12 protein-coding genes and 2 tRNA genes are annotated in these 13,799 nt (G+C 65.1%); 5 read left to right on the top strand and 9 right to left on the bottom strand.

Annotated elements, in window-relative coordinates; genetic code table 11:
- Window positions 1-155: 155 nt before the first annotated feature.
- The gene (locus NLR35_RS06580; protein ID WP_257165723.1) at window positions 156-983 is read left to right on the top strand and encodes a metallophosphoesterase; all 828 of its coding nucleotides are present in this window, start codon (window positions 156-158) and stop codon (window positions 981-983) included.
- On the opposite strand, the gene NLR35_RS06575 is transcribed toward NLR35_RS06580, so the two are convergent.
- A complete protein-coding gene (locus NLR35_RS06575; protein WP_257165722.1) occupies window positions 922-1,407 on the bottom strand; it encodes a Crp/Fnr family transcriptional regulator in 486 nt (161 codons plus the stop codon). The two genes, NLR35_RS06580 and NLR35_RS06575, sit on opposite strands and share 62 nt — an antisense overlap.
- A gap of 143 nt (window positions 1,408-1,550) precedes the next feature.
- On the opposite strand from NLR35_RS06575, the gene NLR35_RS06570 reads away from it, so the two are divergent.
- Window positions 1,551-1,760, top strand: coding sequence for a hypothetical protein (locus NLR35_RS06570; protein WP_257165721.1), 210 nt, complete (start codon window positions 1,551-1,553; stop codon window positions 1,758-1,760).
- A 37-nt stretch (window positions 1,761-1,797) separates the two neighbouring features.
- Here the strand turns inward: NLR35_RS06570 and NLR35_RS06565 are convergent.
- From NLR35_RS06565 to NLR35_RS06550, 4 genes are all read right to left on the bottom strand, one after another.
- Window positions 1,798-1,874, bottom strand: a tRNA-Val gene (locus NLR35_RS06565).
- Between the two features lie 184 nt (window positions 1,875-2,058).
- A complete protein-coding gene (lon, locus tag NLR35_RS06560) occupies window positions 2,059-4,482 on the bottom strand; it encodes an endopeptidase La (RefSeq protein WP_006611021.1) in 2,424 nt (807 codons plus the stop codon).
- A gap of 327 nt (window positions 4,483-4,809) precedes the next feature.
- Window positions 4,810-6,084: an ATP-dependent Clp protease ATP-binding subunit ClpX gene (gene clpX / locus NLR35_RS06555; protein WP_006611022.1), complete on the bottom strand. Its 1,275-nt coding sequence runs from the start codon at window positions 6,082-6,084 to the stop codon at window positions 4,810-4,812.
- Window positions 6,085-6,527: 443 nt separating this feature from the next.
- Window positions 6,528-7,160, bottom strand: a complete 633-nt coding sequence (locus NLR35_RS06550; protein ID WP_006611023.1) for an ATP-dependent Clp protease proteolytic subunit — start codon at window positions 7,158-7,160, stop codon at window positions 6,528-6,530.
- A 91-nt stretch (window positions 7,161-7,251) separates the two neighbouring features.
- Here NLR35_RS06550 and NLR35_RS06545 point away from each other — a divergent pair, with 91 nt between their 5' ends.
- Complete coding sequence (locus NLR35_RS06545) at window positions 7,252-7,416, top strand: hypothetical protein (protein WP_257165720.1); 165 nt, start codon at window positions 7,252-7,254, stop codon at window positions 7,414-7,416.
- A gap of 40 nt (window positions 7,417-7,456) precedes the next feature.
- Here the strand turns inward: NLR35_RS06545 and tig are convergent, their stop codons facing one another.
- Entirely contained in the window at window positions 7,457-8,815 is a 1,359-nt protein-coding gene (gene tig / locus NLR35_RS06540) for a trigger factor (protein WP_257165719.1), read from the bottom strand.
- 174 nt (window positions 8,816-8,989) lie between these two features.
- Window positions 8,990-9,074 (bottom strand) — tRNA-Leu (locus NLR35_RS06535).
- 174 nt (window positions 9,075-9,248) lie between these two features.
- On the opposite strand from NLR35_RS06535, the gene NLR35_RS06530 reads away from it, so the two are divergent.
- Both NLR35_RS06530 and NLR35_RS06525 read left to right on the top strand, forming a co-directional pair.
- The gene (locus NLR35_RS06530; RefSeq protein ID WP_257165718.1) at window positions 9,249-10,559 is read left to right on the top strand and encodes a multicopper oxidase domain-containing protein; all 1,311 of its coding nucleotides are present in this window, start codon (window positions 9,249-9,251) and stop codon (window positions 10,557-10,559) included.
- Window positions 10,560-10,584: 25 nt separating this feature from the next.
- Complete coding sequence (locus tag NLR35_RS06525) at window positions 10,585-11,667, top strand: enolase C-terminal domain-like protein (protein WP_257165717.1); 1,083 nt, start codon at window positions 10,585-10,587, stop codon at window positions 11,665-11,667.
- Window positions 11,668-11,671: 4 nt separating this feature from the next.
- Here NLR35_RS06525 and NLR35_RS06520 read toward each other — a convergent pair whose 3' ends face one another.
- Together NLR35_RS06520 and NLR35_RS06515 are read right to left on the bottom strand one after the other, a co-directional pair.
- Complete coding sequence (locus tag NLR35_RS06520) at window positions 11,672-12,082, bottom strand: GNAT family N-acetyltransferase (RefSeq protein WP_257165716.1); 411 nt, start codon at window positions 12,080-12,082, stop codon at window positions 11,672-11,674.
- A gap of 38 nt (window positions 12,083-12,120) precedes the next feature.
- Complete coding sequence (locus NLR35_RS06515; protein WP_257165715.1) at window positions 12,121-13,620, bottom strand: NAD(P)H-hydrate dehydratase; 1,500 nt, start codon at window positions 13,618-13,620, stop codon at window positions 12,121-12,123.
- Window positions 13,621-13,799: the final 179 nt, after the last annotated feature.

The following is a 13,799-nucleotide window of genomic DNA, read 5'->3' as shown; positions in this document are numbered from 1 at the left end:
GCGGCACCCGGTCACCTCCGCCGGGCCGCCCCATACCGCCGGGGTCGACCGATCGACGCAAGGACCTGGCCCTGCTGGCGCGCAGCCCCTCGAGATGCAATAGCGGAGCAGAGTCTGGTCCCACTCTTGCTTCGATCCTGCGCGTCAGGAGTCTCATGCGCTGTCTCATCGTCGCCGATCTCCACTACACGCTGCCGCAGCTCGACTGGCTGGTCGCGGCGGCCGATCATTTCGACACGGTCGTGTTCGCCGGAGATGCGCTCGATCTCGCCTCGATCGTCGACATCCGCGCGCAGATCGTGGTGGTGAAGAAGTATCTCGCGCTGCTGGCCGCCAAGACGCGCGTGATGATCTGCTCCGGCAATCATGATCTGGAGGAACGCAACGCCGAGGGTGAGAAGATCGCGGCCTGGATCAGAACGGTCGGCGAACTCGGCATCGCCTCGGACGGCGACGAAGTCCGGGTGGGCGACACGCTGTTTTCGATCTGTCCCTGGTGGGACGGCCCGCTCGTCAAGGCGCAGATCGAACGCCAGCTCGACGCAGCCGCCGCGCGCAGCGCGGCGCGCTGGATCTGGGTGCATCACGCGCCGCCGGCCAATTCGCCGGTGAGCTGGGGCGGCAAGCGCTTCTTCGGCGACACCGAGCTCGAAGGCTTCATCGCGCGGCATCGGCCGGCGATGGTGATCTCGGGCCACGTTCACCAATCGCCCTTCATCAAGGACGGCTCATGGTTCGATCGCTTAGGAGAGACCTGGGTGTTCAACACCGGGCGTCAGCCCGGACGGCCGCCGACCTACATGGTGCTCGACACCGGCGAGCAGCGCGCGTTCTGGCTGGCAGCGGGGCAAGCTGAATGGATCGATCTCGCCAGCCCGCTGCAGCGGCCTGCGCAGGTGGTGACGTCAGCGCCGGACTGGCTCAGAGCCGTGGATCGGATTCCCGATCCGTTCCTGGCGCGACCTGCTGCGGCGGCAGGTTGATCATGCTCTGCAGGACGTCGCCGACCATGGAGAGATGCGTGCCGTGGCCGGCATATTGCCGCTTGAGGTCGGCGAGATAGGTGTTGGCGACGTTGAGCCGCTGCGCCAGCATGCGTGCGATCGCCAGTGTCGCTTCGGGATTTTCAGCCAGGAAACGCGGCGCATCCAGGATCTCATAGATCCGGCAGTCGACGAGCGCCCGCACGGTGGCCGTGTGCGGCTGCTCCAGCAGCAGCGACATCTCACCGAACAGCGCGCCCGGCTCGGAGACGATGGCCACGGTGGAGCCGGCCTTGATGACCTCCAGCCGCCCCTGCAGCAGGATGTAGAGATGCCCTGTGTTGCCGCCCTCTTCCAGGAGGGCAACACCGGCGTTGATCGTCCGCTCAGCGCCTCCGGTACAATGGCGCAGAAAGTCGGTCATGTATTTGCCTCGACCTCGGTCCACGCAGCAGCGTAACGGAAGCACAGCCGATCGCCACACGAATTTGCGGCGACTGGAAGCAACGGGTGCAGGCAAGACGTCAGCCTGCGGGAATCGACGGGAAGCGGGGTTGAAGAATAAGCATGAAGAACCAATGGATGGATCTGCTCATTTCGTGGCTGCCGTTCCTGATCCTGATCGCAGTCTGGTTCGCTTTCAGCAAGCGGATGAATGTCACGAAGATGTCGACCCAACTGCACGATCACTATGAGCGGCAGATCGCAGAAACCCAGCGCATGAACACGCTGCTGGAGCGGATTGCAGTCAGCTTGGAGAAACGCGCGGCTGAATAGCCGTTGTTCGACGAGCGGACTATCGGCCCTGCCCGGATGGTAGGCGGCGAGAGATTCGAACTCCCGACCCTCTCGGTGTAAACGAGATGCTCTAACCAGCTGAGCTAGCCGCCCTCACGCGCGCTTCTTTACCCCCTGCCCGACGCGCAATCAACGCCGGAACCGCACGGCAGCGCGGGAAAGCCGCGTCGCCGGCGTGACTTTCAGATGCCCCGCTTCAGATCCCCCGCAGCAGCCGGACCGATCCCTCAAACGAAAACGGCGCCCTCTCGGGCGCCGTTTCCTTTGGGTTCTGACCTCAGTGGGCGGTCAGGCCGCCGGCGGCTTCGTCGCCATCAGCCTTCACGGGCACCTTGGTGTCCTCTTCCCAGACGATCGGCACCGGCTTGCGGACCAGGGCCCGGGCGACGACGTCGTCCAGACGGGCGACCGGGATGATCTCCATGCCGCCCTTGATCGCATCGGAAATCTCCGTGAGATCCTTGGCGTTGTCCTCGGGGATCAGGACCGTCTTGATGCCCCCGCGGGCCGCAGCCAGCAGCTTCTCCTTCAGACCGCCGATCGGCAGCACGCGACCACGCAAGGTGATCTCGCCGGTCATCGCGACGTCGTGACGAACCGGGATGCCGGTCATCACCGAGATGATGGTCGTCGCCATGGCGACACCCGCCGACGGTCCGTCCTTCGGGGTTGCCCCCTCCGGCACGTGGACGTGGATGTCACGCCGGTCGAACAACGGCGGCTCGATGCCGTAGTTGATCGCCCGCGAGCGGACGAACGAGGCGGCCGCCGAGATCGACTCCTTCATGACGTCGCGCAGATTGCCCGTCACCGTCATCTTGCCCTTGCCGGGCATCATGACGCCTTCGATCGTCAGCAGCTCGCCACCGACATCGGTCCAGGCCAAGCCCGTCACGATGCCGACCTGATCGTCGCTCTCGATCTCGCCGAAGCGGTACTTCGGAACACCCAAGAATTCCTCGACGGTCTTCTCGGTGATCTTCACCGACTTCTTCTTGGACATCATGAGCTCCTTCACGGCCTTGCGGGCCAGTGTGGAAATCTCACGCTCCAGGTTACGCACGCCCGCTTCGCGGGTGTAGCGCCGGATCACGAGCAGCAACGCGTCGTCGTCGATCGACCACTCCTTCGAGTCCAAGCCGTGCTTGGAGATCGCGCTGGGGATCAAGTGCTTGCGGGCGATCTCGAGCTTTTCGGTCTCGGTGTAGCCGGCGATGCGGATGATCTCCATGCGGTCCATCAGCGGCCCGGGAATATTCAGCGTATTCGCGGTCGTGATGAACATGACGTTCGACAGGTCGTAGTCGACCTCCAGATAGTGATCGTTGAACGTCGTGTTCTGCTCGGGGTCCAGGACCTCCAGCAGCGCCGACGACGGATCACCCCGGAAGTCCGAGCCCATCTTGTCGATCTCATCCAGCAGGAAGAGAGGATTCGAAGTCTTGGCCTTGCGCATCGACTGGATGATCTTGCCGGGCATCGAACCGATATAGGTCCGGCGATGACCGCGGATCTCCGCCTCGTCGCGCACGCCGCCCAGCGACACGCGAACGAATTCGCGCCCCGTGGCCTTCGCGATCGACTTGCCGAGCGAGGTCTTGCCGACGCCGGGCGGTCCGACCAGGCACAGGATCGGGCCGGTCAGCTTGTTGGCGCGCGACTGCACGGCGAGATACTCGACGATGCGGTCCTTGACCTTCTCCAGACCATAGTGATCCGCATCCAGAACCGCCTGCGCGGCCTCCAGATCCTTCTTCACCTTGGACTTCTTGTTCCACGGAATCGACAGCAGCCAATCCAGGTAGTTGCGCACGACGGTCGCTTCCGCGGACATCGGCGACATCTGGCGCAGCTTCTTCAACTCGTGCTGAGCCTTCTCGCGCGCTTCCTTGGAGAGCTTGGTCTTGTTGATGCGCTCTTCCAGATCAGCGAGCTCGTCGCGGCCGTCCTCGTCACCCAGCTCCTTCTGAATGGCCTTCATCTGCTCATTCAGGTAGTACTCGCGCTGAGTCTTCTCCATCTGGCGCTTGACACGCGAGCGGATGCGCTTCTCGACCTGCAGAACCGAGATCTCGCTCTCCATCAGGCCCAGCACCTTCTCCAGGCGCGTGGTGACGGACAGCGTCTCCAGGATGCCCTGGCGATCGGCGATCTTGACGGCGAGATGCGAGGCGACGGTGTCGGCCAGCTTGCCGAAATCGGTGATCGACTGAACGACGCCGACGACCTCGGCCGAGATCTTCTTGTTCAGCTTCACATAGCTTTCGAAGTCCGACACGACGGAGCGGCCCAGCGCCTCGGCTTCGACCGACTTGGCGTCGGTGTCCTCGAGCGCAACGGCGGTGGCTTCGTAGTAGTCGGCGCGATCGGTGTACTTCTCGACGCGCGCGCGCTCCAGGCCCTCGACCAGCACCTTCACGGTGCCGTCGGGCAGCTTCAGGAGTTGCAGCACGCTGGCGAGCGTCCCGGTCTCGTAGATCGCATCCGGAGCTGGATCATCGTCGGACGCGTTCTTCTGCGTCGCCAGCATCACCAGAGCGTCGTTCTTCATGACCTCTTCGAGGGCGCGAATGGATTTCTCGCGGCCGACGAACAGCGGAACGATGTTGTGCGGGAAGACGACGATGTCGCGGAGCGGCAGCACCGGATAGGCGTGGCTCTCGCCGTAAACGATGGTCGGCCGGGGTTTGGGGGTCGTCATGGCCTGTTCCTTTTGTTTAGCCCCCTTGCACGCAGTCCGCCATCGTGCGCAACCGCCACAAGGTGCGATCTGATCCGGACGTAGCTGGCGCGTCGATATCGCCTGCTCGTTTCGGATCGTCTGTGAGGCGAATCCCGGGATTGAGATTTGTATCGCCACGCGACATTAGGTGGCTATCGACCCGGGGGGTGTCAAGTATCGGTAAACGCCCGCCAAAAGTGGCTTTACGCGGCGGGGAGCTGAAACGCTGCGACGCCGCGGACATGATGTCCGCAGCGATCGCTGAACTGATGAAACGAGGTCGTCTGTCGATCGTACCAGCGCGGATCACGCGCTGGCGCTGCTTTCCACGGCGCGATCGGACCGATCGGCATAGATGTAGAGCGGACGGGCCGTGCCTTCGACCACCTCGCGCGAGATGACCACTTCCTCGACGCCTTCGAGTCCCGGCAGGTCGAACATCGTCTCGAGCAGGATGCTCTCGAGGATCGACCGCAGACCGCGTGCGCCGGTCTTGCGCTCGATCGCCTTGCGCGACACGGCGCCAAGCGCCTCGTCGGCGAAGGTGAGCTCGATGTTCTCCATCTCGAACAGACGCTGATACTGCTTCACCAGCGCGTTCTTGGGCTCGGTCAGGATCTTCTTCAGCGAGTTCTCGTCAAGATCCTCGAGCGTCGCCACGACCGGCAGACGGCCGACGAATTCCGGGATCAGGCCGTACTTCAGGAGATCCTCGGGCTCGACGTGACGGAAGATCTCGCCGGTGCGGCGGTCTTCCGGCGCCAGCACCTGGGCCGCGAAGCCGATCGAGGTCGACCGGCCGCGCGAGGAGATGATCTTCTCGAGACCGGAGAACGCACCACCGCAGATGAACAGGATGTTGGTGGTGTCGACCTGCAGGAACTCCTGCTGCGGATGCTTGCGGCCGCCCTGCGGCGGAACCGACGCAACCGTGCCTTCCATGATCTTGAGCAGCGCCTGCTGGACACCCTCGCCCGACACGTCGCGGGTGATCGAGGGATTGTCCGACTTGCGACTGATCTTGTCGATCTCGTCGATGTAGACAATGCCACGCTGTGCGCGCTCGACGTTGTAGTCGGCCGCCTGCAGCAGCTTCAGGATGATGTTCTCGACGTCCTCACCGACATAGCCGGCTTCGGTCAGCGTCGTGGCGTCGGCCATCGTGAACGGCACGTCGAGGATGCGGGCGAGCGTCTGCGCGAGCAGCGTCTTGCCCGAACCGGTCGGACCGATCAGAAGGATGTTCGACTTCGCGAGCTCGACGTCCGAGTGCTTGGTCTGGTGATTGAGACGCTTGTAGTGGTTGTGAACGGCGACCGACAGCACCTTCTTCGCATGGTTCTGACCGATGACGTAATCGTCCAGAACCTTGCAGATCTCCTTCGGGGTCGGAATGCCGTCGCGCGACTTGACCAGCGAGGACTTGTTCTCCTCGCGGATGATGTCCATGCAGAGTTCGACGCACTCGTCGCAGATGAAGACGGTTGGACCTGCGATCAGTTTGCGGACTTCGTGCTGGCTCTTGCCGCAGAACGAGCAATAAAGCGTATTCTTGGCGTCGCCCGTGCCGACCTTACTCATTCCTGTCTCCGTCCGCGGTTCGCTCTTGTCCGCTCGTTCGTTCCGCCCCGGCGCGGGCCGGACCGAATTGGTGAAAGAGCAAATTTCGTACCAAAATTAAAACCTTGTTCTTGACCCGCCGTGCACCCACGACTTACGCGAATCCCCCACGATCCATAACTGGGCACTCTAGCCAATCATGCTGTCATCCGACTATCAAGAATTCGCTAATCGGAGCACAGACCCTAGACCGTGACATTACCGTGATTTTGGGGCTTGACACGGTAAGAACACGCGAAATCGGCTGAACGTTGCGTGTTTGCCACGCCTGTTTGCCGGTTGCACGGCAGGGTTGCGGCCCTTTTGGGACCCCACCTTAGTACCTCTGCCGGCCGGAGCCGGCAAAGGCGATGCCGTGATGCTTCGAGGCCCGTCCAACGGACCTCGCCTTACTCAGTTACGGCTCACTTGCCCATCGCCGCCGGATCTTCCGGCCGCTTGTCGAGCACCTTGTCGATGAGCCCGAACTCCTGGGCGGCTTCCGCCGTGAGGAATTTGTCGCGTTCCAGCGCATCCTCGATCGCCTTGTAGGGCTGACCGGTGTGCTTCACGTAGATCTCGTTGAGCCGCTTCTTGAGGCTCAGGATCTCCTGGGCGTGCAGCATGATGTCGGTCGCCTGGCCCTGGAAACCGCCGGACGGCTGATGCACCATGATGCGAGAGTTCGGCAGCGAGAAGCGCATGTCCTTGTGACCGGCGCAGAGCAGCAGCGAACCCATCGACGCCGCCTGGCCCGTGCACAGCGTCGACACCGCCGGACGGATGAACTGCATCGTGTCGTAGATCGCGAGACCCGACGTCACCACGCCGCCAGGCGAGTTGATGTACATCGCGATCTCCTTCTTCGGGTTCTCGGCCTCGAGGAAGAGCAGCTGCGCGACAATCAACGTCGCCATGCCGTCCTCGACCGGACCGGTCACGAAGATGATGCGCTCCTTAAGGAGGCGCGAGAAGATGTCGTAGGCGCGCTCACCGCGGTTGGTCTGTTCGACCACCATGGGCACAAGGTTCATATAGGTTTCGACGGGATCGCGCATGAATCACCCAAGGGTTGGACCAGCAGTTGAAGACGACCGGCCGCCGCAGGTGAGGCTCGTTCAGCGAGCAGCGACGGACGATGGCCCCGTGATGCAGAACTTCAAGACCGAGCCCACAGATATGGACCAATTTCCCGGTGACAAGACCGGTAACCGGCCAACCGCAAGCGAGGTCGTTGCCTTGTTCAAGCTGATTCCCGCGGCGGCGGCCAGCGCCGGAACCGGGCCGACCGGCGCTTTCGCCGGTCAACCTTAATCATGCGCTGATGTCGCAAACCCGACCAGAGGTGGCCTGATCAGGCCGCCTTGTCGTTCTCGTCGTCCTTGAACAGCTCGTCCTTGGAGACCTTCTTCTCGGTGACGTTGGCGAGCTCGAGGATGAAGTCGACGACCTTGTCCTCGTAGATCGGCGCGCGCAGCTGCGCGAGCGCCTGCGGGTTGCTGCGATAGAAGTCCCAGACCTCCTTCTCGCGGCCCGGCATCGAGCGCGCGCGCTCGATCACGGCGCGGCTGACCTCGTCGTCGGTCACGGTGATCTTGTTCTTCTCGCCGATCTCCGACAGCACGAGGCCGAGCCGGACGCGGCGGTCGGCGATGGTGCGGTACTCTTCCTTCGCCTTGTCCTCGGTGGTGTTCTCGTCGGCGAAGGTCTTGCCGCTCGACTTCATCTCGGCCTGGACCGAGTTCCACATCAGGTTGAACTCCTCGTCGATCAGCGACGGCGGAGCATCGAACTTGTGGGTCTCGTCGAGGCGGTCGAGCAGCGCGCGCTTCACGCGCTGACGGGTCGCCTGGCCGAACTCGCCGGCGAGACGGTCGCGCATCAGCTCCTTCAGCTTGTCGAGCGATTCGAGGCCGAGCGTCTTGGCGAACTCGTCGTCCACGACCTTGTCCTCCGGCGCCTCGATCGCGGTCGCCGTGGTCTCGAACTCCGCGGCCTTCCCCGCGAGCTCGTTGTTCAGATAGTTGGTCGGGAACGAGACCTTCAAGGTGCGGGTCTCGCCGACGCCGATGCCGACGAGCTGGTCCTCGAAGCCGGGGATGAAGGTGTTCGAGCCGATCACGACATCGATGCCCTCGCCCGTGCCGCCGTCGAACGCGACGCCGTCGATCGTGCCCTTGAAGTTGATCTTCACGCGATCTCCGCTCTCGGCCTTGGCGCCATCAGCCTTGGCCGCATAGCCGCGGTTGGCATCGGCCAGGCGCTTGATCGCCTCGTCGACGTCGGCATCGGTGATGTCGGCGACGGGCTTCTCGACCGAGAAGGTCTTGAAGTCGGCGAGCGCGATCGCGGGCACGACCTCGATCGCCACGGTGTAGGTCAGGTCGGTCTGGCCGGCGAGGATCTTCTCCACCTCGGCTTCCTCGGTCGGCATCGTCACCTTCGGCTCGGTGGCGAGACGGAAGCCGCGCTCGGTGAAGATCTGCGTGTTGGTGTCGCGGATGGTCTGGTCGATGGTCTCGGCCATCACCGACTTGCCGTAGATCTTCTTCAGATGCGCCACAGGCACCTTGCCCGGACGGAAGCCGTTGATGCGGACCTTGTCCTTGAGATCGACCAGCTTCGCATCCGCCTTGGCGTCGAGATCGGCCGCGGGAACGCTGATCTGGAACTCGTGCTTCAAGCCTTCTGACAAGGTTTCTGTGACCTGCATGGCGTCAATCTTCTTCCGCTACGGTCCGGACCCTTGCGATCCGGACACACCTGATTCAATTGTGGACGACGCGCGGCCAACGAGCCTTGCGCCGGTGGGATCGGTGCCGCCGTTCTCCCGAGATCAGGAGCGCGGCTGCGCCGTGAAACTTTCGGCAAACGCTGAGGAAGCGCTTGGTGCGGGCGGAGGGACTCGAACCCCCACAACTTTCGTCACTGGAACCTAAATCCAGCGCGTCTACCAGTTCCGCCACGCCCGCGTGAACTGCATCGATAGCCCGGCCGCGATGCCGCGGGCGGCGCGGCTTATACCACGCGTGAAACCGTCCGCAGCAAAAAAATGGGCCCCAAAGAGCGCCCGCGACCGGCCGATCGGCCAGGCTCGCGGCACAGATAAGGGAAAATGAGATGATCCGCATCCCCCTCAACGCACAATGTTTTGTCGCATGACGCAGCCTGTGGACGGGGTCAGCCGCCGCGCCGTGCTCGGCGGCCTTGCCGCAGCCTGCGCGACCGCGATTCCGCGTTTCGCCATCGCCGCCGAACGCACGTCCGTCGCGTTGGAGGCGCGGACCGAATCTCTGGCCCTGTCGCAGGGGCGCTCGCCGGCGCGGGTATGGCAGCTCGCCGGGGGCTCACCGGTGCTCCGGCTGGCCCGCGGCGCCGCGCTGGATCTCTCCCTCGTCAACGGTCTCTCGATACCGGCCACGCTTTCCGGCCGCGGTCTCGCTTTGCCGGCGCCGCTGCTCGTCCAACAGCCGACCGCAGCAGGCGGCCGGGCCACGGTCGCTGCGATGGCCTCACGGACCGGAACCGGACTGCTCGACCTGCGGCTGCTCGCCGACGGCGCTGCCGCCCCGCTGCGCCCGCTGCCTGTGATCGTCGATGAAGTCTCGACGGTAACCTTTGACCGCGACGAGGTTTTCCTGGTCGAGGACTTCAGGCTGAAGCCGGACGGCACGGCGATCGCGCCGGGCACAGACCCGAAGGACGCCGAACTGCTCTATACCGTGAACGGCCAGGTCCAGCCGGAGATCGCGCTGCGCGCCCAGGCGCGGGTCAGGCTGCGGTTCATCAATGGCTGCCAGCGCGCTGTCATCGCGATCAAAATCGCCGACATCGACACCGTCCGGGTGATGGCGATCGATGGCCAGCCGGCGGAGCCGTTCCTGGCCCGCAACGGCGCCGTGGTGCTGCCGCCGGGCGGCCGCACCGACGTGGTCATCGACATGCCCGCCGCCAAGGCCGCGCTGCCGGTGCTGCTGCACGACGGTACGGCGGCACGCCCCCTCGCCCGCCTCGCGCTGTCGAGTGAGCCGGCGCAACGCGCCGCGCCCCTCCCGCCTCCATCGCCCCTGCCCGCGAATGGCTTGCCGGACAAGCTCGACCTGCGCAGCGCCATCCGCGCCGAGCTCGCGCTCGACGGCGCCGACTGGAGTCCCCCCACCCAGTTCAATCCCGGCAGTGCCCCCGCCTTCCGGATCAAGCCCGGCCGCGTCGCCGTGCTGGCGCTGGCCAACAAGGCGGCGGGCACGATGGTCGTCCATCTGCAGGGCCAGCCGTTCCGTCTGCTCGACCGATTGGACGATGGCTGGAAGCCATATTGGCTCGACACGCTCGCAGTCGAGGCAGGCCAGACCCAGCGTATCGCCTTCCTGGCTGAAACCGCCGGGCGGTTTCTGGTCGAGCGCATGGCCACGGACTGGGCGGCGCCGCGGCTTATCAGGTGGTATGAGATCGGTTGAGGAAACGAACCAGGGAGAACTCCCCATGACAACAGCTGCCATCACCGGCGTCACCGCGCGCGCCGTCGTCACCCCGATGAAACGTCCCCTGCGCAACGCCTTCGGCGTCATCGACTCCGGACCGTTGGTGCTGATCGACGTCACGACCGATCAGGGGGTTACCGGCCATTCCTATCTCTTCGCTTACACCAAGCTGGCCTTGAAGCCGCTCGTGCATCTGGTCGAGGACATCGGGCGCGAACTCCAAGGCAAGGCCTTGGTCCCGTTCGATCTGATGAAGGCGATGGACGCCAAGTTTCGCCTGCTCGGCTGGCAGGGCCTGGTGGGCATGGCCGTGTCGGGCCTCGACATGGCGTTCTGGGATGCGCTGGGCAGGCTCGCGAACAAGCCCGTCGTCGAGCTCCTCGGAGGCAGCGCCCGCCCGATCCCTGCCTATGACAGCTATGGCGTGCTCGATGCCAAGGCGGACGAGCGGACCTTGCGCACCGCGCGCAACGAGCACGGCTTCCGCGCCATCAAGACCAAGGGCGGCCATGGCGACCTCGCGACCGACGAAGCGATGATCGAGGGCCTGCGCGCCCTGCTCGGCCCGGACATGGCGCTGATGCTCGACTTCAACCAATCGCTCGATCCCACGGAGGCCACGCGCAGAATCAGCCGCCTTGCCATTTACGACCTGACCTGGATCGAGGAGCCGGTGCCGCAGGAAAACCTCTCCGGCCATGCCCGGGTGCGCGAGCGCTCGGAGATTCCGATCCAGGCCGGCGAGAACTGGTGGTTTCCGCGCGGCTTTGCCGAAGCGATCGCGACCGGCGCGTCCGACTTCATCATGCCCGACCTGATGAAGGTCGGCGGCATCACCGGCTGGCTCAATGTCGCAGGCCAAGCCGACGCCGCGTCGATCCCGATGTCGAGCCACATCCTGCCAGAGGCCAGCGCCCATGTGCTGGCGGTGACGCCGACCGCGCACTTCCTCGAGGTGCTCGACTTCGCCGGCGCCATCCTCGCCGAGCCGCTGCAGGTGATCGACGGCAAGGTCACGGCGAAAGGCCCGGGCCTCGGCCTCGCATGGAACGAGAGCGCGGTGGCGAAGTATCAGGTGACGTGAATCATCAGAGGCGCGCCCAGCAATAGAGCGCGTCGGGCTCGCGCTCTTCGTTGTGGGCCCCGTCCGTTTCCTCGACGAGCAGGAAACCGCGCCGCTCATAGAAGCGGCGCGCAGCGATGTTGCGCTGGAACGTCCAGAGCTGCAGACGGTCCGAGCCTAGCTTGGCGACGTCGAGCAGCGCACTGCCAACGCCTCGCCCCTGCGCTCCGGGTCCGACGTAGAGCTGATCGATCCATCCCGCACGGAGAGCAATGAGGCCCGCCAGGTCGTCGCCGGAGAAAGCTCCCCACAGCTCGCAGTCGCGAAACACGCGCTCGCGATAAAACCAGCGATCCTCGTCCGGCGTATGCAGACCGGCAAGCCATGGCAGAGCGGCATCGAAGGCCGCGCGGTGCAGGCGCGCGGAGGCGTCCATGTCGGACAGTTCGAGACGCCGCATGGCGACCGGCAACGTCAATACTCGATCCCCAACCGATCATACAGCCGCCGGAACACCGCCGGCAGCGTCTCCGTCAGATCCTCCGCGATCAGCCCAGGCCCCGCCTCCGAGCCCGCCTCGCCATGCATCCAGACGCCGATGCAGGCGGCCTCGAACGCCGGGACGCCCTGCGCCAGGAGCCCTGCGATGATGCCGGCGAGCACGTCGCCGGCGCCGGCAGTGGCGAGCCAGGGCGGCCCGTTGGCGGCGATGGCGGCGCGGCCGTCGGGAGCTGCGACTGTGGTGTCGGCGCCCTTCAGCAGCACGACGGCGCCACAGCGTGCGGCGGCGGCGCGGACCCGCTCGAGCTTGGAGCGGCCGGGATTCTTGTTGCTGAGATCCGAGAACAGCCGCGGGAATTCGCCCTCATGCGGGGTCAGCACGATCTGCGCGTCCGCCATCGCCCGGATCGGCTCGAACAGCCGCTCCGGCGCATCGGCGAAGCTCGTCAGCGCATCCGCGTCCAGCACCAGATGACGCTGAGCCGAGAGCGCGGTGAAGACGAGATCGCGCGTGCGCTCGCTGACACCCGTGCCCGGGCCGATGATGCAGGTGTTGTAGCGCTTGTCGCCGACCAGCTCGCCGAACTCGATCGCGGTGTCGGCAGCGCGGACCATCACCGCCGTCAGCGCCGACGCGTTGACCGTCAGCGCTGACAGCGGCGAGGCCAGCGTGACGAGGCCGGCGCCGGCCCGCAAGGCAGCCCGCGCGGCCATGCGCGACGCGCCCGTGGCCGTGACATCGCCGGACACCGCGAGCACATGCCCGCGCGCATATTTGTGACCGTCAATGCGCGGCACGGGAAAGCGGCCGTGCCAGAGCTCCGGCTCGTTCTGGAACGCCTGCGGCTTGATCTCGTCGAGCACCTGCGGATCGATGCCGATGTCGGCGAGCCGGACGCGGCCGCAATGCTGGCGTCCGGGCAGCAACAGATGCGCCGGCTTCTTGCGGAAGAAGGTCACGGTCTCCGTCGCCCTGACGGCGATGCCCATGACTGTCCCGGTGGTGCCGTTGATGCCGCTCGGCAGATCGACCGCGAGCACCGGCGCGCCATTGGCATTGATCGCCGCGATGACGTCATGCGGCTCGCCGGTGACCGCACGGCTGAGACCGGCGCCGAACAGCGCATCGATGATCAGCGCGGGCTTGCCGATCGCCTGCGGCGTGAACGGCAGCACCGGAAACTTCCAGCCCTTGGCGGCGGAGGCCGCATCGCCCTGCAGCGCATCGCGCTCGCACATCAGGATGACCGAGACGTCGCGGCCTTGGGCTGCGAGCTCGGCGGCCGCGACGAAGCCGTCGCCGCCATTGTTGCCGGGGCCGCACACGACCAGGATCGGCCCCTCCTCGACGAGGTCCATGGCGGCGGCGGCGACCGCCTGGCCGGCGCTCAGCATCAGCGAGAATCCGGGCGTACCGGCCGCGATCGTCAGCCGGTCGGCGCGCTCCATTTCGCTCGTGGTCAAGACTTCCATTGCAGCTCTTATATCCCCTGCAGCCGTCCTCTGCGGCTGCTCGACGTCAATCGCGGTGCACCGGCTTCCCCAAGCCGGACACCCCCACCGAATCCTGCATCCCTATTGCCGTGCCCAGCAGCAAGTTCCAAGAGCCGAGACAAGAGCCGAGGCTTGGTGCCTCCCCGCTAAGCGGGCTC

It is taken from the genome of Bradyrhizobium sp. SRS-191 (assembly GCF_024586915.1).
Classification (GTDB): domain Bacteria; phylum Pseudomonadota; class Alphaproteobacteria; order Rhizobiales; family Xanthobacteraceae; genus Bradyrhizobium.
This window is presented reverse-complemented; position numbering and strand designations above follow the sequence as displayed.

Excerpts from the sequence above, each read along its gene's own strand:
- NLR35_RS06580 (WP_257165723.1), top strand. The coding sequence starts at position 156 with ATGCGCTGTCTCATCGTCGCCGATCTCCACTACACGCTGCCGCAGCTC.
- NLR35_RS06575 (WP_257165722.1), bottom strand. The coding sequence starts at position 1,407 with ATGACCGACTTTCTGCGCCATTGTACCGGAGGCGCTGAGCGGACGATC.
- NLR35_RS06570 (WP_257165721.1), top strand. The coding sequence starts at position 1,551 with ATGAAGAACCAATGGATGGATCTGCTCATTTCGTGGCTGCCGTTCCTG.
- lon (WP_006611021.1), bottom strand. The coding sequence starts at position 4,482 with ATGACGACCCCCAAACCCCGGCCGACCATCGTTTACGGCGAGAGCCAC.
- clpX (WP_006611022.1), bottom strand. The coding sequence starts at position 6,084 with ATGAGTAAGGTCGGCACGGGCGACGCCAAGAATACGCTTTATTGCTCG.
- NLR35_RS06550 (WP_006611023.1), bottom strand. The coding sequence starts at position 7,160 with ATGCGCGATCCCGTCGAAACCTATATGAACCTTGTGCCCATGGTGGTC.
- NLR35_RS06545 (WP_257165720.1), top strand. The coding sequence starts at position 7,252 with ATGCAGAACTTCAAGACCGAGCCCACAGATATGGACCAATTTCCCGGT.
- tig (WP_257165719.1), bottom strand. The coding sequence starts at position 8,815 with ATGCAGGTCACAGAAACCTTGTCAGAAGGCTTGAAGCACGAGTTCCAG.
- NLR35_RS06530 (WP_257165718.1), top strand. The coding sequence starts at position 9,249 with ATGTTTTGTCGCATGACGCAGCCTGTGGACGGGGTCAGCCGCCGCGCC.
- NLR35_RS06525 (WP_257165717.1), top strand. The coding sequence starts at position 10,585 with ATGACAACAGCTGCCATCACCGGCGTCACCGCGCGCGCCGTCGTCACC.
- NLR35_RS06520 (WP_257165716.1), bottom strand. The coding sequence starts at position 12,082 with ATGGACGCCTCCGCGCGCCTGCACCGCGCGGCCTTCGATGCCGCTCTG.
- NLR35_RS06515 (WP_257165715.1), bottom strand. The coding sequence starts at position 13,620 with ATGGAAGTCTTGACCACGAGCGAAATGGAGCGCGCCGACCGGCTGACG.